At 62.5% G+C, this 22484-nt stretch carries 22 protein-coding genes; 5 read left to right on the forward strand and 17 right to left on the reverse strand.

All coding sequences use genetic code 11. The features are described from left to right. Positions 1-4: 4 nt before the first annotated feature. The 3 genes from QY049_RS12005 to QY049_RS12015 form a co-directional block, all read right to left on the reverse strand. Positions 5-1327: an ISL3 family transposase gene (locus QY049_RS12005; protein ID WP_301269373.1), complete on the reverse strand. Its 1323-nt coding sequence runs from the start codon at positions 1325-1327 to the stop codon at positions 5-7. Positions 1328-1347: 20 nt separating this feature from the next. Further along, positions 1348-2214 (reverse strand): IS21-like element helper ATPase IstB, encoded by an 867-nt coding sequence (istB, locus tag QY049_RS12010; RefSeq protein ID WP_301269489.1) that lies wholly within the window; start codon positions 2212-2214, stop codon positions 1348-1350. A 111-nt stretch (positions 2215-2325) separates the two neighbouring features. After that, complete coding sequence (locus QY049_RS12015; RefSeq protein WP_301269374.1) at positions 2326-3429, reverse strand: helix-turn-helix domain-containing protein; 1104 nt, start codon at positions 3427-3429, stop codon at positions 2326-2328. A 179-nt stretch (positions 3430-3608) separates the two neighbouring features. On the opposite strand from QY049_RS12015, the gene QY049_RS12020 reads away from it, so the two are divergent. Next, entirely contained in the window at positions 3609-3848 is a 240-nt protein-coding gene (locus QY049_RS12020; RefSeq protein ID WP_258766030.1) for a hypothetical protein, read from the forward strand. Between the two features lie 103 nt (positions 3849-3951). Here QY049_RS12020 and QY049_RS12025 read toward each other — a convergent pair whose 3' ends face one another. The 10 genes from QY049_RS12025 to QY049_RS12070 form a co-directional block, all read right to left on the reverse strand. After that, a complete protein-coding gene (locus QY049_RS12025) occupies positions 3952-4113 on the reverse strand; it encodes a hypothetical protein (RefSeq protein ID WP_194481288.1) in 162 nt (53 codons plus the stop codon). Positions 4114-4518: 405 nt separating this feature from the next. Further along, positions 4519-4866 (reverse strand): PilZ domain-containing protein, encoded by a 348-nt coding sequence (locus QY049_RS12030; RefSeq protein ID WP_194481286.1) that lies wholly within the window; start codon positions 4864-4866, stop codon positions 4519-4521. A 140-nt stretch (positions 4867-5006) separates the two neighbouring features. Then, positions 5007-7103: an alpha/beta hydrolase gene (locus QY049_RS12035; RefSeq protein WP_258766029.1), complete on the reverse strand. Its 2097-nt coding sequence runs from the start codon at positions 7101-7103 to the stop codon at positions 5007-5009. Then, positions 7084-7716, reverse strand: a complete 633-nt coding sequence (locus tag QY049_RS12040; protein WP_258766028.1) for a TetR/AcrR family transcriptional regulator — start codon at positions 7714-7716, stop codon at positions 7084-7086. Before QY049_RS12040 ends, QY049_RS12035 begins: the two co-directional genes overlap by 20 nt. A gap of 24 nt (positions 7717-7740) precedes the next feature. Continuing rightward, positions 7741-8499 (reverse strand): methanethiol S-methyltransferase, encoded by a 759-nt coding sequence (mddA, locus tag QY049_RS12045; RefSeq protein WP_194481273.1) that lies wholly within the window; start codon positions 8497-8499, stop codon positions 7741-7743. 736 nt (positions 8500-9235) lie between these two features. Beyond that, positions 9236-9628 (reverse strand): hypothetical protein, encoded by a 393-nt coding sequence (locus QY049_RS12050; RefSeq protein WP_194481271.1) that lies wholly within the window; start codon positions 9626-9628, stop codon positions 9236-9238. A gap of 118 nt (positions 9629-9746) precedes the next feature. Beyond that, positions 9747-11066, reverse strand: a complete 1320-nt coding sequence (locus QY049_RS12055) for an alpha/beta hydrolase (RefSeq protein WP_301269375.1) — start codon at positions 11064-11066, stop codon at positions 9747-9749. 138 nt (positions 11067-11204) lie between these two features. Continuing rightward, positions 11205-12992 carry a chloride channel protein gene (locus tag QY049_RS12060; RefSeq protein ID WP_194481267.1) on the reverse strand — a complete coding sequence of 596 codons (1788 nt, stop codon included), beginning with the start codon at positions 12990-12992 and terminating at the stop codon, positions 11205-11207. Between the two features lie 12 nt (positions 12993-13004). Beyond that, positions 13005-13658 (reverse strand): L-fuculose-phosphate aldolase, encoded by a 654-nt coding sequence (locus tag QY049_RS12065; protein WP_194481265.1) that lies wholly within the window; start codon positions 13656-13658, stop codon positions 13005-13007. Positions 13659-13865: 207 nt separating this feature from the next. After that, the gene (locus QY049_RS12070) at positions 13866-14492 is read right to left on the reverse strand and encodes a MarC family protein (RefSeq protein ID WP_194481263.1); all 627 of its coding nucleotides are present in this window, start codon (positions 14490-14492) and stop codon (positions 13866-13868) included. Positions 14493-14639: 147 nt separating this feature from the next. On the opposite strand from QY049_RS12070, the gene QY049_RS12075 reads away from it, so the two are divergent. The 4 genes from QY049_RS12075 (at position 14640) to QY049_RS12090 (ending at position 18330) form a co-directional block, all read left to right on the forward strand. Further along, positions 14640-15209 (forward strand): ferritin-like domain-containing protein, encoded by a 570-nt coding sequence (locus QY049_RS12075; protein WP_194481261.1) that lies wholly within the window; start codon positions 14640-14642, stop codon positions 15207-15209. A 186-nt stretch (positions 15210-15395) separates the two neighbouring features. Continuing rightward, positions 15396-15779: an Hsp20/alpha crystallin family protein gene (locus QY049_RS12080; protein ID WP_194481259.1), complete on the forward strand. Its 384-nt coding sequence runs from the start codon at positions 15396-15398 to the stop codon at positions 15777-15779. Positions 15780-15787: 8 nt separating this feature from the next. Next, entirely contained in the window at positions 15788-18169 is a 2382-nt protein-coding gene (gene lon, locus QY049_RS12085; protein ID WP_194481257.1) for an endopeptidase La, read from the forward strand. A 5-nt stretch (positions 18170-18174) separates the two neighbouring features. Next, positions 18175-18330 (forward strand): hypothetical protein, encoded by a 156-nt coding sequence (locus QY049_RS12090; protein ID WP_194481256.1) that lies wholly within the window; start codon positions 18175-18177, stop codon positions 18328-18330. Between the two features lie 77 nt (positions 18331-18407). Here the strand turns inward: QY049_RS12090 and QY049_RS12095 are convergent, their stop codons facing one another. The 4 genes from QY049_RS12095 to QY049_RS12110 form a co-directional block, all read right to left on the reverse strand. Then, positions 18408-18710: an HU family DNA-binding protein gene (locus QY049_RS12095; RefSeq protein WP_008139488.1), complete on the reverse strand. Its 303-nt coding sequence runs from the start codon at positions 18708-18710 to the stop codon at positions 18408-18410. Between the two features lie 332 nt (positions 18711-19042). Then, complete coding sequence (locus QY049_RS12100; protein WP_194481254.1) at positions 19043-20275, reverse strand: acetyl-CoA C-acetyltransferase; 1233 nt, start codon at positions 20273-20275, stop codon at positions 19043-19045. Between the two features lie 117 nt (positions 20276-20392). Next, on the reverse strand, positions 20393-21856 hold the full coding sequence (locus QY049_RS12105; RefSeq protein ID WP_258766026.1) for a GH1 family beta-glucosidase: 1464 nt from the start codon (positions 21854-21856) through the stop codon (positions 20393-20395). 143 nt (positions 21857-21999) lie between these two features. Then, on the reverse strand, positions 22000-22407 hold the full coding sequence (locus QY049_RS12110) for a hypothetical protein (RefSeq protein WP_194481250.1): 408 nt from the start codon (positions 22405-22407) through the stop codon (positions 22000-22002). Between the last annotated feature and the right edge of the window lie 77 nt (positions 22408-22484).

The raw sequence follows: 22484 nt of genomic DNA on the forward strand, positions 1-22484 counted from the left end.
GTTTTTATGGCGCGCCAATCAGCCTAGCCTGAAGAAGATCGAGCTTGGCGCGCCCGTACATCTGCCGCTTGACCAGCTTTAGCTTGGTGATCTGAGCTTCCACTTGTCCATTGGACCATGGTTGCGTGATAGCCGCGTGCACCGCGCCCTTATCTTTGGCGATGCCATTCGCGAACGAGCCAATGAGGCTCCGCTTGGATTCATCTATCCAAGGTTCGAGCTCGATCTCGGCCCTCTTTCGGATCATCGCCTGGAAGCGGCCAACGAGAGCGTGGGCATCGGCCAGCATAGGAACGCTTTGTTCAATAGCGGCAACCGTTACCGTCTCGGCCTTGCTTAGGTTGTCGCGCTTCGTTGTCAGCAGCTGCGCTATCGTCCTGGCGGCGGGAACCTTCTGCAATTGTTGACGGCTGATAGTCTCGGCGCGTCGCCGTCGCGTGGCCCATTCCGCCACCACGCGCAGCGATCCCTTAAAACCTTGCCCTCTCAAACGGCGCCAGAGCTCGGCACCGTTGCGACAGCCGCCTGACCACTGCGCGTCCAGGAACGGCAGGTGCCCATCCAGGGTGCTTTGACGGGTGCGGAACATATCCGTACCGCCGCCGCGGCTAATTTGGCGAACCAGATTGCGACTATGTCCTGTGCGGCGGACGATCTCCTTGAGCGGCACACCGTCGCTGACAAGAGCCGCAATTGCGGCATGGCTGTCCTGGCGCCGCAGATAGCCCTGATAGCGAAGCCTTTCCGCGGAGGTCAGTAGTTTAGGATCGATCGTCGTCGCCCCGATTGCGGTTCGGATTTTGCTCATGGAGCGGCGCACCGCATCAAGAAAGGCCGCGCTCGCGTTTTCCATCAGATGCCAGCGGTCAGCGACCCGGATGGCGTTCGGGAGCGCCTTGGCTGCTGCCTCGCCGTATCCACCACCGCGATCTCGCGACACAATGTTGATGTCCGGGTGCTTCGACAGCCACGCCTGAACGGTCGCCGTTTCCCGGTCGGGCAGCAAAGCAACGATCCGCCGACGCTCCAAATCGCACACAATGGTCCCGTACCGACGGTTTCTCCGGAACGCCCAGTCATCGATACCCACAACAAGCAATGGATCCGTCGGCATCGCCGTCCGCCGACGGACCACCCGCAGCAAGGTATCGTTGCTGACAGGGAGCATGAGCCGCTTGGCAAAGCTTGCTGCCGGCCGGCCGCCGAGCGCCAGCCCCAGGTGATGGACGATGTGTTCGAGCCGTGCCGTCCCACGCCGTCGAAGCGGAACGACGTCTTCTCCGAACCGCTCCGCGAAGATCCGCCGGCGGCAATTGTCAAACGCCATCCGGAACTGCCCCCTTTGCGTCACGAAGAACTGCCCCCACCATCGGGATTATGATCTCGGTTGAAGGTGTTTCCGCCGGTGACGGGCCGGAGGGAGGCGGAGCCGACCGGAGGGCCGTCACCGGCGGAAGGCGTCTTGATGAGGCCGCTTTTGCGCTTGGCGCGAAGCCGGTAGCTGTCGCCGCGGATCGTCAGCACGTGGCTGTGATGCAGGAGCCGGTCGAGGATCGCGGTGGCGACCACTGGATCGGCGAACACTGTGCCCCATTCGGCAACGCTGCGGTTCGACGTAATCAGCATCGCGCCGGTTTCGTATCGCCGGATGACCAGTTGGAAGAACAGATGGGCCGCGTCGGGCTCAAGGGGCAAGTAGCCGAGTTCGTCGACGATGAGCAGCTTTGGCTTCGACAGCGCGAGAAGTTTCTCGTCCAGGCGTCGCTCGCCGTGCGCCTTGGCCAGGCCAGCTACCAGCGTCGTCGCCGTGATGAACTGCGCCGTGTATCCGGCCAGGATCGCCTCTCGCCCGAGCGCGATCGATAGGTGCGTCTTACCGACGCCTGGCGGGCCGAGCAGCAGCACGTTCTCTCCGTTGGCTATCCAACGTGATGCGGCAAGATCACGGATCTGCTTTGGGTCGATCGACGGCTGCGCCTCGAAGTCGAAGCCCGCGAGCTCCTTCACGGCCGGGAAGTGTGCAAGTTTTAGCGCCATCTCTATGCGGCGATGGTCCTTGCGTGCGATCTCGCGCTCGCACAGCAGGATCAGCGTCTCACGCGCCGACAGGTTCGCGCGCGCCGCCTCGTCGAGCAGGCTGTCGAGCTGATCGCGGATACCGGAGAGCTGCAGTAGCGCCAGCATGGCATCGAGCGGGTCGGTCGTTGCTTCCATTATCTTCTTTGCCCGCGCCATCAGAAGCTTCCTCCGACCACGGCTTCGTATTCGGCAAGAGGGCGCAACAACGACGGCGGTGAGGACGGCACCAGCACCGCCGACGCGATCTCAGCCCGGCGGACCATTGCGACCAGCAACACCATCGAGATGGGCGGTGTCGATGATCCGCAGCCGGCGTCCATCCGATTGCTTGTGCACTGCTACCTGATGCAATCCATGGCGGATCCGCACTTCCCCGGCCGCGATTGTTCCCGCCACGCGCTCGCCAATCAGGCGCCACGGCACTGAGTAGCTGTTCGTGTCGATCTCGACGGCACAATCATGGCCGACGACGCGGGTCAGTTCACGCAACGATCCGAACGACGGTTGCCCGCTAAGCGCCTTCAACCGGTGTGCCTCGTCACGCGCAAAGCGAGCAATCGGCGCCTTCCCGGTCGTGCCGCGGATACGCACGTTCGCCACCTCACGCTCCCATCCGGCCAGATGCGCCTCGAATGCCTCCCAGCTCGCGAAGGAATGCCCCGCAATCGCGTTCTTCTTCACGTAACCGACGCCATTCTCCGTCTTGCCCTTCGTGCGCGCCCGATACGGCGCGCAGGCGCGAGCACGGAAGCCCCAATGCTTCGCGAACGCGATGAGCTTGTCGTTAAATTGGACAGACCGGCTCACTGCGTCGTGGCGCACCACCAGCGCGCGTGGATTGTCCATCAGCACTTCCTCCGGCACGCCGCCGAATGCTTTGATCTTCGCCCCGCCGACCTCGACCAGACGCTCGCCGAAGTCGATCTGCAGCTGCCGGCCCGGGGGCGTCTCGAAGCGCGTCGTCGCCAGCGCTTCGGCCTTCAGCGCCTGACGATACGGCTGCACGGCCCGTTGTAGGGTTCGCCGGCTGACCGCCACGTCCTTCTCGGCCAACAGGTCCTGGCGCACCACATCCGCATTGCCCCGATGCCGGATGAACCGCTCGCGCAGCCAACCTTCAAGGCCGTCGAGCCGCCTCGCCCGCTCAGGGGACTTGAACGGCTTCACTCCGCCCGCCGCCACGTAGTCCTTCACCGTGTGATGACTGCAGCCCAGCTGCCGCGCAATCCGCTTCAGACCCCACCCGCACGCCCTCAGGCGCAACATCTCCGCCGCGTCATCCGGCGTCTTCATCACCTGCCCCCGTGGATCAATCCACGACGAGCTTTCCGCGATTCGTTCCTCTTTCATTCACTCTCTCCTCGGCTATCCAAGGAGGGGGCAATTCCTCATGACGCCGAGGGGGCAGTTTTCCATGGCGCGCGACACGCTGGCGCGTCATGCGTCGCAATTGAGGGACCAAGACCCTCCGCCGGCTAATTGGCCGGCGGGGTTTTCTTCGCGTCGAGCATTCTTATAATTGCAAGTCCATGCCGCGCGGCACGAACCGTAACCTACCAAAATCGGCAGATCTGTTGCTTGCCAAAGACGAGCTCCTTGCTGGTCGGCGGGTGGTCGTCGCCTCCTCTGCAGGACGTCGGCTCGGTGGCAAGGCAGGGACAATTCTCGGACCTGGCGCGACGGCAACTCAGGTCAAGATCCTGCTTGATGGGGCGAAACGCTACATCACCCTCCATGTTCGTTATGTGGATCTTCTGAAAAGCGACTAGGTGCGAATTTGCGCCAGCGGGCGCTTATGCTAGCCACCTACCCGTGCCGCGCCGATCGTGCTGAGCTGTATCAGACGGCACCTGCGGCCGCACCTCATAGCGTTCATTGGCGGATGGAGGCAGACTTCTGCAAGCCCTCGATCGCTTTTCGATAGTCGTCGGCGACCTTGAGGAGACCCTCCCGCTCAAGATCGAAAGACGCCACGGCCGCATGCTCTCTGCATGCGCGCTCCAGCCTGCGGAATTCCTTCAATTCCCGGTTCAACGGTAGTTTCCCAGCCTGAGGCACCCCGCCCAATTGGAGTATTAATCTACCCAATTGCCTAATTTTCCCGCAACAACATTCATCAACCGGCGCGCGAAATTATGCTCGGATGCGAGTTCCGGCTTTGGAACCGAGGTTATGCTGGCGACACACTGACACAGCGGACAAAATGCGGTCGCGGAGAGCATCATTGCGATGATTCAGAATTGGTTTCTGGCGATATTCGCTGGCCTGCTGGTGGTAGCCTGCTCGATGGCCGCGGTTGCGGCGGACAGGGTCACCGAAAGGATCAGAGCGCGCCGATCTCGCTCCTAGCAAGGTCGTGAACGTGAACGGCTCAGAGAAAAGGCCCCAGCCTCACCAAAGGATCCGTGAGCTGGGGCAAGGTACCTTCTGGCCCAGTCATCACGAACTGGGCTCTTGGGAAAACTTGGCAAGATCGTCCTCGTTCCCCTCAAATTGACGTTCATTCTTCACAAAGGCGATCCCGACTCGCTTGTCGGAACGCCACACCGCTCGGCATGGCCGATGAAGTTGCGCCGTTGGGATGCTGAGCATGAACTCGTACGGAATACCAATTTGACTTGGGACATCCAAGTTAGCGCCACAGTCCGAGAGGTCACGGACGACGCAGCTGAAGACGCCTCCCGGAAATTCGATTATCGCGGCTTTGAAAACGCGCCGCCGGCGTACGTGGCGTTTTTCCATGACCGAGAGGCTACGAACCACAAGTGAGAAATTGTTGAAAGTCATCGCGGAAAGTCCCGCTCAAATTCTCGAGTCCAATTAGGGATCCGTTAATCCACGGAAAGACCAGTTTGATTTGCGCGAATAGATCGGCGATATCGGACAAGTCGCTATATAATTTGCAGCGAGAGCTTCTTTTTATAAATCTAGAGCAATTCCGCCAGCATCCTGGCTGCACGAGCGGCGCCGCCGGCTTCAACCAATGCAAATCGACCAGGCTTGGTCAATTGCTGGACCATAGCCTCAGCAATCGTCTCCGGAGTGCTCGACGCAAATTCCATTCGTCGACCAGCGCGATAGCGATGAAGCCTGTAAGGGACATGAAAATTCTGCTCAAAATGGTTCTTGAGCGGAAAATAAATGAAGGGCGTTTGTGCCGCCGTCAGCTCCATACAGGTCGTTAGGCCGCCCTGCACGACGGCAAGGTCGCAGGCTGCAAGATGGCGGTCGAGATCGGATACGAAAGAATGGATCTCGACGCCTTGTGGTACGTCAAACGCGCCTCGATCGATACGAGGGCCCACAACCACGATCATCCGCAGATTAGAAATTGTCTGCACCACCAGCGGGTAGGTTTGTAGAACGCGCCGGATCAGATGCGCGCCGACACCGGATCCGCCGACCGTCACGATGCAGACGCGCTCGTCGTCATTATAACCGAGAGAGCGACGTAACTCATCGCGACTGCCAAAGTCATTGGGATGTTCCCCGATTATGTAACCAGAGAATTCGAAATGCCTCGTGACCCAGCTTTGGATGTCCGGGAGTCCTTCGCCGAACGATCGTGGAACGACGTCATCCGGCGTCCCTACGAAAATCGCGCGGTCGCGAACCGCAGGATTCTTCTCAACATGCTGGATCATCTCGGCATTATAGTCCGACGTCAAAAAAGCTTCGCGCTTGTCGCCGTTGTCCATTGGCAGATAGCCGACGAAGTCGGTAAACCAGGCAAGTTGAGATCGCTTGAGCTCAGGATGCTCATGCCAGTGATGGTCGATATCCCACGCCTCGTCGGCAATCACGAGGTCGTATTCCGTCTCTTCCACCGCCTGCTGAAAGTGCATGAAGTTCTTAATGAGCACCTCGTCCATGCGGCGTAGAGCCTCGAAGCAATGCAGTTCGTGCTTCCCGGCCTCCTGCTCAATGTGCCGGGTCTCGCTCGCCAGTTGTTTGCTCATAGGATGAATTATCTCACGACGGCTTTCCAGAAGCCGTGTGACCGGGTCTTGCGCCAACCAGTGTATCTCCAGGTCGGGATGCAAATCGCGCAATTCGCGTGCAATTGCCAGATCGCGGCGCGCGTGTCCGAGACCGATCGGCGACGACAAATATAGAGCGGTCCTGGCTCTGCGCGTCTTGCGCTGCGGTCGCGGCATCAAACCCAATTCCTGCAAGAACTCGATGATCATCGCGTTACATTTGGCAGGGAAGCGTCCAGACGGATTATGGCCGCCGCCCGGGATAGTCTTTAGCTCGACGCCCAGAACCTCAGCGACCCTCTGCGCGCGCTCGTATGGCTGAATACGATCATTGTCGCCATGAATGACAAGCACCGGACACCGGATCGCGCGATACATGGCCTCGCCGACGTCGAACGGAGGGGCAATCGTGCGCGCTTCCACTGTTTTTCCAAGAACGTGGCCGTCCGTCTCGCATGCCCAACCAACGGAATCCTCGATTTGTTTGGTCGAGTGCGGTTCGACGAACATGTTGCTCATGAAAAACTCAGCGAACTCCCGATAATTGGTGAGCCAATACTCACGATTGTACTTGTTCCAATCGGTGAACTGCTGTTGTTGCGTCAGGAAATGCTGTGGCATCATGTAGGGATAGCCGGGTCCGATGGCGGCGGCTGTTCCGATGAGAACGGCAGCTTGGACGCGATCGGGATGTTGCGCGGCCGCAAGGCTCGCCAGCATGCCGCCGAAGGAAAGTCCAATCAGGATAGCTCGGTCAACTCCAACGGCGTCCAGCACCGCAATTGCGTCACCTAGAAACTGATCTAGCGTATAGGCTGAGGCATCGTTCGGCCGATCCGACTTGCCATTGCCGCGCGGATCGTAGGTCACGCATCGGAAGTTTTCTGCAAAAAACGGCACTTGCGCCTTGTAGACTCGCGAATGCACGATGCTCCAGGGCGGGATGAAGAGAATCGTCTCTGCTCCGCTGCCGTAGATTTCGAAATGGATCTTCACGCCGTCTCGGTTGACGAAAGCCTCGTCGCTAGGGAGCTTTGCCCGCATGATTGGTCTCTCGCTTGGCTTCGGCAATACGGATGAGGTCGCCCACACGCCGCAAAGCGCGGCGCACCGGCGCTCCCTTCTTCTCAAATCCAATTAGAAATAAACTTTCGGCGCCCATGAAGGCGTTCGACACCAGCGCAGCGATGTCTTCCGGGGTGAATGGTCCTAGTCCCCCAATATTCTTCGCGGCGTCCGCCATGACATCGCGAATCAGCTGATACCAAGAGAGAAGTCCGGCGCGGATGACCTTGCCGACTTCCGGATCCGACCAGCCTGCCGCCATCAATTCCTGCAGCACGTGGACGTAACCCGAGGCGATGTCGTCGTCGAGATAGTCGCAGGCGCGATCCCAGCGGCTCGAAAGTGTCAGGGTCGATTCCGCGAACATGGTGCTCTGCCTGTCGAGGAGTTGAGCGTTGAGATATTCGAACAGCGCCAGCATCATCCCCTGCTTCGATCCGAAGTGGTAGTGAATCTGGCTAAGGGGCACGCCTGCTGCTGCTGCGACATCTCGCGTCGAAAGGCTCGCATAGCCGTTTTTGCGCAGGATTGCTTTGGCAGCTTCGAGCAGTGCAACGCTGGTGTCTGCTTTTTTAGCAGGCGAACGACCCATTAGATCTCCTATCTGGCGACCGCCTCAGCCTTCGCGAGCCAAGCGCTCGACTTCGGTCCTCTTCCTGGGAAGGGGAATGAGCATCGATACCTCCCGGCGATAGCGACGGTATTGCTCACCAAACGTGACCACAAGATCGCGCTCTTCGAACCAGATGCCGATTAGGATGTACCCGGTCGTGGCAACCGCGAACAGCAAGTGCCCCAGAGTCATGGTCGGCGTGGCCCAAAACGCTAAAAGAAAACCGAAATAGATGGGGTGGCGGACCCACTTGTACATTGACGGCGCTTTGAATGCCGCTGGTGGATTGGGCTTGCCAACCACGTGGGCGTACACTTGTTGCAGGCCAAACAGTTCGAAATGGTTGATCAAAAATGTGCCGATCAACACGACGCCCCAGCCAAGCCAGAAAATCGCCTGCAAGCCTAGGACGCCGGCTTGATTTTGGACGGACCAGACTAGGCCGGCAAGCGGCTGCCATTGCCAGTAAAGCATTATCAGAGCCAGGCTCGCAAAAAGCACGTAGGTTGAGCGCTCAATCGCATCTGGGACGATCCTGGTCCACGCGCGTTTGAAAGCCGGACGCGCCATCACGCTGTGTTGGATCGCAAAGAGGCCGAGCAACAAGACGTCGATCACGAGTGCTGCGGGGAATGAACCGGCCGCACCGCCGTCGATTGTTTTCGGGACAGGCAGATTTCCGACAAAGGCGATTGCGTAGAGAAAAGTGGCGAGAAAAATCAGGTAGGCGACAATTCCATAGAACAGCGAAGCGATGGCCATAAGAGCCTCCGTTGCATTTTGTTCTCGGTTAAAAATACATAATTCGGTCGACCGACCGAAGTCAAGTGAGATTCTCGTGATGTCGGGCGGAGCTCTCCTTGAGACATTCATTTTCGATCGAGGCCGGCTCCAAGCCAGGAGGCGATAAAGTGGAGCCGGGATCGTTCAGCGAACCTGCCGATTGGCCGATCGGTTTACAGTGCCCTGCCCCTTGGTCGATAGCAGTCGTGGCCAAGTCCGTAGTTTGTCAACGTAGCTACGAGTGCAAATAATCCACCTCGTTCTGAAAGTGGCAGGATATGCAAAGCCTTGATCAGTTCAGTTTGGAGGAGCAGTGATCCTCCAGTCAGTCGGCACACTTACCCGTTTCGATCCGTACGTTGAATCAACGCGCTTGGGGACAATGCCCTCATAGGTTAATCGGCCCTGTCGGCACCTCATCGATGCGTGGGCATCTTGAGCTTGGGAGTTCGACCAACTCATCGTGGAAACGCTATCCAATCGGAATTGGCATGCTTTTCTTAATTATCCTATCAGTTTGGTTGCGCCGCCCCGGGTCTCCTGTAACGATACAGTCCACCGCAAACCCGGCCCACGATCGGTGACGACGTACGATCGCCCCCCAGGTCGAACCGGAATGGGCAATACATACGCCGTTTCCGAATTTCGGTAAAGCGGAATCTTTTTACATGATGGGATTGACAGCCGCTTCAGGTGTTTTGCCCGTCGGCAACCCTCAATACGGATTGTAGTAGTAGCGCGGGCCGCCATAGTAACCGTAGCCCGGCCCGGGACCATAATAGCGCGGGCCGCCGCCATAGTAATAATTGTCGTAGTACTCCTGGCGCCGGCTCTCGGCGATCGCGCCTCCGATCATACCGGCGGCAATGCCCATGAACGCAAGGCCCGCCGCGCTCGGTCCGCGCCGATAATAGCGATGACGCCGCGCGGCGCTGAAATCGGTGGCGCTGGACGAGCCCTGCCCTGCCGCAGCCGCGGCCGCGGGTTTGACTGCAGTCGGGGATGCGGCAGCCGACGGCAGCACCGACGCCGTGACCAGGGCGAGACTGGCGAATGCGGCAAGCGCAGTGCGGCGGCCGCCCTTCGAATTCACGGACTTGACACTCATCGTAGCGTCCTCTGTTCACGCCTGGAAAGGAGATATGAAAACAACGGATAATGCGCAAAGCACTGAAATGGTTTCATGATCGCGGCAATCTGCCACGCCTTGAACGATTGTACGCCCGCTAGGCCCGATAATTCCAGTACTTCCGCAGCGCATCGCCTGCGGCCTGGAGGTCGAAGCGCTGATCGGGCGCGAGCTGCTGCACGATCAGGTTGAACATGTCGTTCAGGATCGAGCGCTTCTCGCCGAAATAAGAGTGGTGCAGGCCGACCAGGCTGGTGTCGACCAGCGACGCGTCGATCGTATCGATGCCATCGACGACCGTCAGGACTTCGCCAGCCTCACCCGCCCTGGGATAGCCGTGCACGAATTTCGAGGCGAGCAGCGCCACATCGCGCGACGACGCATAGAGGGTCACCCGCGCCGCGCAACCCTTGAACCTGGCGGCGAGCTGGACGAAGCGATCGCGATCGATGTCGGGCGCGGCAAAGATGACCTGACCGAGCTTGGCGGCACCGGCCGGCAGCTGCCAGGACGTCACACGCTCGAGCGTGTTGATCACCGCGCGATTGCCCATGCTGTGGGCGATGATGTGAACCTTGCCGGCCCCGATCTCGCCGAGCGCGAGTTGCAGGAACGCCTCGAAATGATCGCGCGACCAGTCGATCGTGCTCTCGTCCACCGTGTACTTCTTCGTATCCGCCGCCGACGCCCAGCTATAAAGCAGCGTCCTGCCGGCGAATTTCAGATCCACGGCAAGCTGCGCGGCGCGCCGCGCCGCATCCTCGAACGTCACGTTGTAGCCGTGCACGAAGATCAGGACGTCGCGCGAATCCGCCGCCGCAAGCGATTCCTTCAAACTCGTGACGAAGACGCCCCGGCCAAGCGCGCCGACGCTCTTGAGGATCACGTGCTTTTCCGGATTCGGCGAGAATTCGAGACGCCACCAGCTCGGACCGGTGAGTTCACCGAGGTCGCGGCCACGCGTGGGCACGCTGACCTCCGCAACGCCGTAGGACGGCGTGCCGCGCTCGCCGCGGAAAAAGTTCGCCGGCGTATCGTCGCCGCGGGCGCGATCGGTGCCATAGAAGACGGGGATGGTGACGACGCCGGTCGTCTCATCCGTGCTCGGTCGGACGATCTCATTGATGACAACCGGCGCACCCCGGCCGCGCCGGGTCACGGTCTCCGTGGCGACAGCGGGCGCCGCCATATCCGCCATCACGCGCTCGACGAGATCCACGGCCGGTGGTTCGGCGAGCAGTCGCACGACCAGGAGGTCGAGCGACTGGCGAAGCTTGTCCGGGTCTTCGCCCTGGCCGGCGCGCCCGGCCAGCGCCTGCAACTCGTCGGCGTAAGGGGGCCATTTGTCGCCCAGCAGACCCTTCAACCGGGGCCCGAGTTCGAGCAAGGCAAGCAACAGGCGAAGCGTGTCCGACATCGCACGGCCCTCGTCGCTGAATGCGGTCGAGGCGGCGGCCCGACCGTCCATCCCTAGCCTAGAGGTTGTGAACGATCTGGCAAGTCCGCTCAGCGTGCCAGCGCCAATTTGCCGGCGTCAACCCGCCTTGGGCGTGTTCTACGACAACGCGCCCAGCACGCCGCGGGTGGCCTTGTCGATCTCCTCGACATAGCGGCGGCGGGCAAAAGTCTCGGTCAGGAAGCCGACGACCTTGCGGCTGTCGGTGGAGTCCACCACGGCCAGCATTTCGGCCTCGGCTTCGTCGAACACCGCCATCGCGCTTTTCACGTTCATTTCCGGGATCAGGACGATCTCGGTCAGGCGCGCGAGCTCGATGACCTGGATGTCGTCGGCGATGGTGTCGAGGTCGCTTGAGAACAGGTCGGGCAGCAGGACCAGACCGACATATTCGTCAGCATTGTTGACGATGACGATGCCGGGCCGCGAGCCCAGCACGAATTCGCGCCGCGTGGCGGCGATCGTGGTTGTCGACGGCACCTTGCCGACGTCGGAACGCATCAGGCGCTCCACCGTGAGGTTGCGCAGCCAGCCGACGTCGTTGGCACTGCGGATGGTCTCGCCGCGCAGATGCAGGCGCCAGGTCGAGAACGAATGGCCGAACATGAAGCGGACGCAGATCGAGGTGACGATGCAGCCGGCCAGCACCACGGCCGTGACGTCGACGTTGCGCGTCATCTCGAGCACGAGGAACGACATGGTCAGCGGACCGCCGACGATGGCGACGCCGAGGGTGGCCATGCCGGTCAGCATCGCCACCAGCGGATCGATCGCGAAATTCGGGCTGATCAGCAGAAGCACCGCGGAGAAGAACTTTCCGATCAGGCTGCCGACGAAGAGGGAGGCGAAGAACAGACCGCCGCGGAAGCCCGACGCCAGCGAGATCAGGCAGGCCGTCACCTTCAGCGCGATGATGATCGCGATCAGGCCGATCGTCATGTCGTGGAAGAGATCGAGCACCATGGCGCCGTGGCCGGCCGCCAGCACCTGCGGCGTGACGAGGGCGAAGCCGCCGACGATGAAGCCGCCGATCACCGGGCGCAGCCACACCGGCAGCCATTTGAACAGCCGCTCGAACATCGAGGACGAGCGCATCACGGCGATGCCGACGCCGCTGGTGACGAGCGCAAGCCCGATCAGCGCCAGATATTGCTCGATGCCGACCGCGCTGACCTTGGGGATTTCGAGGGAGTAAGGCGCGCCGCCGAGCCATTGCGCGGTGAGCGCGCCGGCGAGCGAGGCCGCCAGGATCGGCGCGGCGCTGCCGACCGAATAGACGCCGACGATCAGCTCGCAGGCGTAGAACGCGCCCGTGATCGGCGCGCCGAAAGCGGCGGCGATCGCCGCCGCGGCGCCGCAGCCGACGATCAGTCGGAGGTCGTTGCGGCGCAGATTGAAGAACTTGCCGAACAGCGAGGCGATGCCGGAGCCGATCTGGGTATAGCCGGCCTCCAGACCGACCGAGGCGCCGCAGCCGTTCGAGATCAGCGTCTGGCTCGACACCACGATGCTGTCGCGCATCGACAGATTGCCGCCGCGCAGCGCGTTGGCCTCGATCGGGTCGACGGCGCTCGAGATCTTCAGCCGCCGCCGCCACCACTCCATGATCCCGAGCACCAGGCCGCCAAGCGCGGGCGCGATCATCGCCGCCCATGGACTGATATAGGTGTTGGCGGAGAGCCGCACGTCGATCGGAATGCCGTAGATCACGACATGGGCGATCTGCGCGATCTCGGCCATCAGCGTCACGATCGCGCCGGCCAGGGTGCCGATCACCAGCGCCAGCGGGATCAGGTAGAACTCGTTGCTGCGCAACAGCGCGCGCAGCCGAACCATGGTGCGGTTGGTCCCCTTGCCGTCGACGAAATATCTGATCCGCGCGAACACCGCTTGCCAGCCCTACCCTTCCGACAGGCCGTAGCCGGCCATGCGCTGACGGACCCGCTCGATCTCGGCGCTCGAGAGCGGCGGCGGTTTGCCGATCTGGAGACAGCCGTGGTACTGCCGCGCCAGTGTCTCGACCTCGACGGCAAGCCACATCGCCTTGTCGAGCGTCTTGCCGACCGCGATCATGCCGTGATGGTCGAGCAGGCAGGCGAGCCGGCCCTCCAGCGCACGCACCGCATGGTCGGACAGCTCCGCTGTCCCGAAGGTCGCATAGGGGGCACAGCGGATGCTGTCGCCGCCGGCTGCCGCGATCATGTAGTGCACCGGCGGGATCTCCATGCCCATGATCGCCAGGATGGTGCAGTAGGTCGGATGGGCGTGCACCACGGCGTTGACGTCGGCGCGCGCCTTCAGGATGTCGAGGTGGAAGCGCCACTCGCTGGACGGCTTCTGCTTGGGGGCATGCGAGCCGTCCATGGCCATGAACACGATCTGGTCCGGCGTCATGGCGTCATAGGGCACGCTGGTCGGGGTGATCAGCAGCCCATCCCCGTGCCGCACGCTGATATTGCCGGAAGTGCCCTGGTTGATGCCGAGCGCATTCATGCGGCGGCAGGCGTCGATGATGGCCTGTCTCTCGTCGAGTTCGTCCGCACTCATCGACATCTCGATTTCATCTCGACCTTCTTGTCGATTTTCTTGCCAATTCTCTTGCCGACTTTCTTGGCGATGGGCGTTTGTTAGACCCGAAGTACGTCAAAGCAATATGGCAGTGCAAGCGAAAGCGGCCGGGATTGTTTGGTGTCTTCTTTGATGTACCGTTACACCGGAAAATAGATTGTATAATCAATAAATTAACAGATTACCGCAACCCTAGAGGAGATTGGCCCGGACGGCCGCAATCCCGTTGATGACGAACTGCACCGAATAGGCCGCGAGCAGCATGCCGAGCACCCGCGACAGCACCGCGTTTCCGGTGCGCCCGAGCGTCCGCGCGATCAATTGGGCCGAGATGAAGCAGAGCATGCAAAGCAGGCAGACCGCGAGGACGATGGCGATGATGATCGCAAGCTTGGCCCCATAGCCGGCGTCGCCCGCCAGGAGCAGCGTGGTCGCGATCGCCCCGGGGCCGGCCATCATGGGGATGGCGAGCGGAAACACCGCGACATCGGAGGCGTGCTCTGCGGTGGCCTTGTCGGCCTCCCGCGCCTCGCGATGCGGCCGGTCGCCGAAGATCATCTGGTAGGAGACGCCGAACAGCAGGAGCCCGCCGGCGATCTGGAATGCGGGAATGCCGATCCCGAGTTGGCGCAGCAGCCAGTTTCCGACCAGCGCAATCACGACCAGGATCGAGGCCGCGATGAACGGAGCGCGGAGCGCGACCGTCCGCTTGACCGCATCAGGCATACCCCCGGTCGCAGCCAGAAAGGCCGGCGCGAGGCCGACGGGGTCGACCACCAGCAATAGTGTGACGAAGGCGGACAGCGCGAAGTCGAGCATGGAAGGCGTCTCGGGGGATCGTGGTCAGACGGCCAGCCATAGCGGCTCGCGGGAGCCTTCGCGAGGAACATTTGCAAACGCCGGCTCTTGATCGCGTGAGGATCAAGGAAGGGCATGCCTTCCCGTGTCACCTCATCAGGAGGATCCATGGCTAAACGAGCAAAGAAACGTGCTCCTAAGAAAAAGACCGCATCGCGCCGCCCGCGTCGGGCGCCTAAGATGCTGAGCGACCTGTTCCTGGAAACGCTGAAGGACATCTATTTCGCCGAGAACAAGATCATCAAGACGCTGCCCAAGATGGCCAAGGCCGCGCATTCGAAGGATCTTGCCGCCGCCTTCAACAAGCATCTGCGGGAGACGCAGGGCCAGGTCAAACGGCTCGAGCAGATCTTCAAGATGCTGGACAAGCCAGCGCGCGGCAAGCCGTGCGAGGCGATCAACGGCATCACCGAGGAGGGCGCCGAGATCATGAAGGATTTCAAGAACGCCCCTGCCCTCGACGCCGGCCTGCTCGCCGCGGCGCAGGCCGTCGAGCATTACGAGATCTCCCGCTACGGCACGCTACGCACCTGGGCCGAGGAGCTCGGCATGCCCGAGGCGGCACGGCTGCTCCAGGATACGCTGGACGAGGAAGAGGCGACCGACCACACCCTGACCGAGCTCGCCACGTCCGTGATCAACCTCGAAGCGGAGGCCGAGTACCGCGAAGCCGCCTGATCCACGTCCCGCCCAATTGTTGCCTCCGGCGCCGCGGAACATCTTTCGCGGCGTCGATGCGTCTGAGCGCAAGGGGCTCCTCTCGATCGAGGGGCCAGGCATGCTCCAAACGCGCGATGCTGGAATTTGCGGGAACCATCACCATATCCCCGTTTTCCAACCGCAGCGCCGTCCCCGAGTTTTGCCATGCAACCCAAAAATCCCTTTGACTGGATGCTGTCCGAGGCCCTCGACCAGCTGACCCGCGCCGAACGGCTGCGGCAGCAGTTCGGCCGTCAGGAAGCCTGCTGGGAGCCGCCGATCGACGTGCTCGAGACCGAGCATGAGCTGCTCATCTTGGTCGCGCTTCCCGGGGTCAATCCGGACAATGTCGAGACGATGATCCAGGACGGCGTACTCGTGATCTCCGGCCAGCGCACGCTTCCGCCGGAGCTTCGCAACGCCCGCATCCACCGGCTCGAACTGCCGCAGGGGCGTTTTGAGCGCCGCATTGCATTGCCCCTTGGCCGCTACGCCATCAGCCGCTTCGTGATGGACGGCTGCGTCGCGCTGCGCCTCGCCAAATCCTGAGGTCGATCATGGCCACCGAACAGACGAATTCCGCACAGACACATCCTGACGTGAATATCCCCGAAGACGCGCTGATCATCATCCCCGTGCGCGAGATGGTGCTGTTCCCCGGCGCCATCGCGCCGATCGCGATCGCACGAGCGAAGTCCGTCGCCGCCGCACAGCAGGCGCTGCGCGAGCAGCGGCCGATCGGCATCGTGCTGCAGCGGAGCCCCGAGATCGACGAGCCCGGTCCCGACGATCTCTACAAGGTCGCGACCATCGCCAACATCGTGCGCTACATCACCGCGCCCGACGGCACGCATCACATCGTCTGCCAGGGCGTGCAGCGCGCGCGCATCCTCGACTTCCTGCCGGGGACGCCGTTCCCGGCTGCGCGCATCCAGCAGATCCCCGAGCCGACCACGACCTCGCCCGAGATCGAGGCGCGGGCGCTGAATCTGCAGCGCCAGGCGATCGAGGCGATCGAGCTGCTGCCGCAGGCGCCGCCCGAGCTGGTCGCGATGTTCCAGAGCACCACCGCGCCCGGCGCGCTGGCCGATCTGGCGACCTCGTTCATGGACATCAAGCCGCAGGACAAGCAGGAGGTGCTGGAAACCATCGACCTCGCCCTGCGCGTCGAGAAGGTGTCGAAGCACCTGGCCGAACGGCTGGAGGTGCTGCGCATCTCCAACGAGATCGGCCAGAAGACCAAGGCCTCTTTCGACGAGCGGCAGCGCGAGGCGATCCTGCGCGAGCAGATGGCGACCATTCAGCGCCAGCTGGGCGAAGGCGACAGCAAGGCCGCCGAGGTCGCCGAACTGACGGCTGCGATCGTCAAGGCCAACATGCCCCCGGAAGCGGACGCGCACGCCAGGAAGGAGCTGCGCCGCTACGAGCGCATGCCGGAGGCTGCCGGCGAAGCCGGCATGGTCCGCACCTACCTCGACTGGCTGATCGAGCTGCCGTGGGCGCTGCCTGCGGAGAAGCCGATCGACATCAAGGAGGCACGCCGCATCCTGGATGCCGATCACTTCGGCCTGGAGAAGATCAAGAGCCGGATCATCGAATATCTGGCGGTGCGCAAACTGGCGCCGCAGGGCAAGGCCCCGATCCTGTGCTTCGTCGGTCCGCCCGGCGTCGGCAAGACCTCGCTCGGCCAGTCCATCGCTCGCGCAATGGATCGCCCCTTCGTGCGCGTCAGCTTGGGCGGCGTGCATGACGAGGCCGAGATCCGCGGTCACCGGCGCACCTATATCGGCGCGCTGCCCGGCAACATCATCCAGGGCATCAAGAAGGCCGGCAGCCGCAACTGCGTGATGATGCTGGACGAGATCGACAAGATGGGCCGTGGCGTGCAGGGCGATCCCTCTGCCGCCATGCTGGAGGTGCTCGACCCCGAGCAGAACGGAACGTTCCGGGACAATTACCTGGGCGTGCCCTTCGACCTGTCGCGCGTGGTCTTCATCGCGACCGCCAACATGCTGGACCAGATTCCGGGTCCGTTGCTGGACCGCATGGAGCTGATCAGCCTGGCCGGCTACACCGAGGAGGAGAAGCTGGAGATCGCACGGCGCTACCTGGTGCGGCGGCAGCTGGAGGCCAACGGTCTGACAGCCGAGCAGGCCGAGATCGAGCCGGAGGCGCTGAGGCTGGTCGTCAAGGGTTACACCCGCGAAGCCGGCGTGCGTAACCTCGAGCGCGAGATCGGCAAGGTGTTCCGCCATGCCGCGGTGCAAGTCGCCGAAGGCACGTCCGCGAAGGTCGTGATCACGGCGAAGGACATCGCCGACGTGCTGGGACAGCCGCGCTTCGAAGGCGAGATCGCGCAGCGCACCAGCATTCCGGGCGTGGCCACAGGCCTTGCCTGGACGCCGGTCGGCGGCGACATCCTGTTCATCGAGGCCTCGCGCGTACCCGGCCGCGGCGGCATGATCCTGACCGGCCAGCTCGGCGAGGTCATGCGCGAAAGCGTACAGGCCGCGCTGACGCTGGTGAAGAGCAAGGCCTCGCAGCTCGGCATCGATCCCTCCGTGTTCGAGAAGAGCGACATCCATGTTCACGTCCCAGCGGGTGCGACCCCGAAGGACGGACCGAGCGCGGGCGTGGCGATGTTTACGGCGCTGACGTCACTGCTCACCAATCGCACGGTGCGCAGCGACACGGCGATGACCGGCGAGATCTCGCTGCGCGGCCTGGTGCTGCCGGTCGGCGGCATCAAGGAGAAGGTAGTGGCTGCGGCCGCCGCCGGCTTGAAGCGGGTGATGCTGCCGGCGCGCAACAAGCGGGACTATGACGACATCCCGAAGAGCGCGCGGGACAACCTCGAATTCATCTGGCTGGAGCGCGTCGACGAGGCCATCGCCGCAGCGCTCGAACCGGTCGAGGCCAAGGTCGAAGCGGCGGAGTGAATACGATGAGGAAACTGCTGGAAGACGCGAGGAAATCGCGGACAACGCAGCGGCTGCGCCAGCTGCTCGGTCGTGCCGTCGACAGGGTGCGCGATGCGCTTGCAGGACCCGAGCCTCGGCTTCAGCCGATCCCGGTCCGGGTGAAGCCCCGCAAGGGCTGAGCCCCTCCGCCTCAGCCCTTGCGGCCACTTCACTCAAAACCAAAAGGCCCCCTCTCCTCGAGGGGGCCTTTGCGTTATCAGGCCACGGCGTCCTTGGCGGCCTTGACCGGGCGGGCGCGGACGATCTTCCGGGCCGGCTTGGCCTTGAACATCATCTCTTCACCCGTGAACGGGTTGGTGCCCTTGCGCGCCTTGGTCGCGGGCTTCTTGATGACCACGAACTTGGCGAAGCCCGGCACCAGGAACAGGCCGTTCTTCTTGAGCTCCTTGTGGCCAACGTCGGTCAGCGTCTCCATGACGCTCTTGACGTCGCGCTTGGAAAGCTCGGTGGCGGTCGCAATCTTCTCGATCAACTGCGATTTGGACATTTGGGCTGGCATCGTGTCTCCTCTGATTCGTTGCCGGTTGCATATTAGACCAACCGGCGAAGGCCTATAGCCTTCTGCACAGTTTTGTCGCGGTTTTACGGGCTTTTTTGGCCCCTGCGACAAAAACCCCTGCATTTTAGCGGCTTCCGGAGCGGAAGGAGCCTCGGGCAGCGGCTTTTGCCTTGTTTCAAAGGCCCGCAAGCAGCCTTGCTAAAGCTGATTCGATGCTTTCGACAAGCGACGACCCGCCTCTTTGTGAGAGGAGGAGCGCGATTCACCCTGAAAAATAAGGCTGGAACGTCGCCCTGCGACGTTTCTCCCTGCTTTTTACGGGCTACGGCGAGCTAGATGCGCTCGATGATGATGGCCGGCGCCATGCCTCCCGCGGCGCACATGGTCACGAGACCGCGCTTCAGATCGCGCCGTTCGAGTTCGTCGAGCACGGTGCCGATCAGGATCGAGCCGGTCGCGCCGATGGGATGGCCGAGCGCGATCGAGCCGCCATTGACGTTGACCTTGGCGCGATCGAGCTTGAGATCGCGGATGTATTTTTCCGCAACCACCGCAAAGGCCTCGTTGATCTCGAACAGATCAATGTCGTCGGCGGTGAGCCCGGCCTTCGCCAGCACCTTGCGCGTCGCCGGCACCGGCGCGTTCAGCATCAGGGTCGGCGAGTCTCCCATGTTCGCCATCGCGACCACGCGGGCGCGGGCTTTAAGGCCATGTGCCTTGGCGTAGGACGGCGAAGCCAGCAGGATTGCGGCAGCGCCGTCGACGACGCCGGACGAGTTGCCGGCGTGGTGCATGAAGTCGATGTCGAGGTCAGGATATTTTTGCAGGATCAGGCCGCGATAGGTCGTGCCCTTGTCGTCCAGCGCATGGTCGGCAATCGCCGGGAATGCCGGCTTCAGCGCAGCAAGCCCTTCCATAGTGGTCTGCGGCCGAGGATATTCTTCATGGTCGAGCGCGAGGCTGCCGTCCTCGCGATGAACGGGCACGAGGCTCTTCTTGAAGTGACCGCCGGCAATCGCTTGCGCGGCGCGCCTCTGGCTTTCGAGGCCGAGCGCATCGACGTCCCGTCGCGTGATGCCTTCCAGCGTCGCGATCGCATCGGCGCAGACGCCCTGGTGCGACTGCGGATGCCTGGCGCGAAGCCGCAGATTGCCGCTATCCATCATCATCGGACCGCCGCCGCGACGTCCTTCCATCGACATCATCTCGCAGCCGCCGGCGATGACGAGATCTTCCGCGCCCGCCATGATCGAGGATGCCGCCATGTTGACGCTGGTGATGCCTGAGCCGCAGAAGCGATCCAGCGTCACGGCGCTGGCGCGCACGTCGTAGCCGGCATCGAGCGCCGACATCCGCCCGAGGTCGCCGCCTTGCGTTGCGACCTGCGCGCTGCAGCCCCAGACGATGTCGTCGACGTCGGCGGTATCGATGCCGGTGCGATCGGCGAGCGCGCGCAGCACTGTGGCACCTAGCTGCTGCGGATGAATGCCCGACAGTGCCCCCTTGCCGGCCTTGCCGACGCCGCGCGGGGTGCGGCAGGCATCGATGATCAGCGCGTCGGTCATGGGCGTTGTCCTCTTGTTACGAGTGTTGAGGACGGTTTTGAATCAGGGCGAGAGTGGAGTCAATGCGCGGCGATTACGCCCCTTCGCCCGGATTTTCCGCTGCGCGTAAAATCCTCCTCATGCCCCCGCGGCGTTCTTCGCGATCACGTTGCGATAAAAGCTTGCACTCAGTTTTGGCGTGCGCACCTGGGTATCGAAATTGACGTGGTACAGCCCAAAGCGCTTGTTGAGTCCGTATACCCATTCGAAATTGTCCATCAGGCTCCAGAGGAAATAGCCGCGCACCGGCGCTCCTTCAGCGGTGGCGCGCTGGAGCTGGGCGAGATAGTTGCGCAGGTACATGATGCGGTCGGTGTCGTAGATCTTGCCGTCCTGGGTGACCTGATCGTCGCCGGAGGCGCCGTTCTCGCTGATATAGATCGCGTTCGTCTTCCAGATCTTCGCAGCGAGCTTCGGCACCCAGTAGATCGTCTCGGGGCCGACGCGCAGCCAGTCCGAATTCATGTGCGGAAAGGCCTTTGGAATCGGCAGCGGCATGAAACCCGCGCCCTGGTCGGACGCGACGACATAGTGCTGCGGTGCGTAGATGTTGAGGCCGAGGAAATCGACTGGTGAGGAGATGATCTTCAGCTCGGCGTCGGTGTATTTCGGCGCATTGGCGCCGGCATATTTCAGGAACGCATCGGTGTAGCGGCCGGTCATGATGACGTTGAGATAGCCGGCATTCATCTCGCGCAGCGCAATCTCGGCGGCGCGGACGTTCTCGGGCGTATCGATCGCGGGAATGCAGGCATCGATGTTCTCGGCCGGCCCGACGCGCGTGCCGCGGCGGCCATGGGCGCGCACCGCCTGCACCGCAAGCCCATGCGCGAGCGCACTGTTGTGCCTGACCTGGTTGACCTCGGCCTGCGGCAGGGTCAAGCCGGGCGCGTCGATGCCGATGCCGTAGCCGAAATAGACGAAGCGGCCGCTCTCGTTGAGCGTGAACACGTTCCTGACCCGATCGGTGAGGTGCCCGGCGACATAGGCCGCGTAGTCACCGAAGATCTTGCAGGTCTCGGTCGAGCGCCAGCCGCCGAAGCGGTCCTGCAATGATTGCGGCAGGTCCCAGTGATAAAGCGTCAGCCACGGTTCGATACCGTTCTTGAGGAGCTCGTCGACCAGGCGACTATAGAAGTCGAGCCCTTTCGGGTTCGGCTTGCCGTCGCCGTCAGGAAACACCCGTGGCCAGGCCACCGAGAAGCGATAGGCCTTGCAGCCGAGCTCCCTGATGAGCGCAATGTCCTCCTTGTAGCGGTGATAATGCTCGTTCGCGCGGTCGCCGGTGGTGCCGTCCTCGATCTTGCCGGGGATCCGGACGAACTTGTCCCAGATCGAGGCCCCTCGCCCGTCCTCTTTGACCGCACCCTCGACCTGGTAGGACGAGGTCGCCGTCCCCCAGACGAATCCGGCCGGAAAGCCGCCGGCGCTGCGCGGTGCCGCTCCCGGCCTGGCCTCCGCGGCCTCGAGAGAAGCGGTCATTCCGGCTGCGGACAGGCCCGCGATCTTCGCGAATTGGCGACGCGAGACCTTGTCCGACATTGATGCTGCCTCCGGCTGATTGCTGCAGCGGCACCATGGCGGGGCGCAGGCGGTTTGAGAAGCGCCGGCACCGAAATTTGAGGATGGAGAATTGCGCCGCCCGATACCCCCAAACCGAGTCGATGCCGCGACCGCGCCTGCGCTCAGCGCGAGCGTTTCGGCAGCTTTGGAAGCTTGGCGGGATTGAACGGCGAGACCTCACCTGTTCGTTCAGGTGCCCCCTTCGGTGGTTCGGTGAAAATGAGCGTCCCCTGGAGGACGACTCCCCGTGCCTGACCTGCCGTCGCCGTGTAGGTGGCGATCTTGCCGGGGCACGTCCCTTCGATGTCCAGAGTCAGTTCCTCATAGACCCCGAAGACCGTGGCCCGTCCCTCGGTATGGCGCTTCGTCAACACGGTTGCGGTGAAGCGATCGCCGTCGACCTTGCAGGAACCGTGATACGTCATCAGGCTGTCGCGGCCCCAAATCTGGCCGTCGGCGACATGAACAATGCCTGTGCCCTGGTCTAGCGGTGTCTTGTACCACGCCGCGTAGGTACCATCCTTCAGCATGGGAGCCGTCTTCCCCCTGGTCTCACCATGCCAATCATCCGCACGATCAGCGCTAAAGCCCGGTTAACGACCGGGCC

This window comes from Bradyrhizobium sp. WYCCWR 13022 (genome assembly GCF_030435535.1).
Classification (GTDB): Bacteria; Pseudomonadota; Alphaproteobacteria; order Rhizobiales; family Xanthobacteraceae; genus Bradyrhizobium.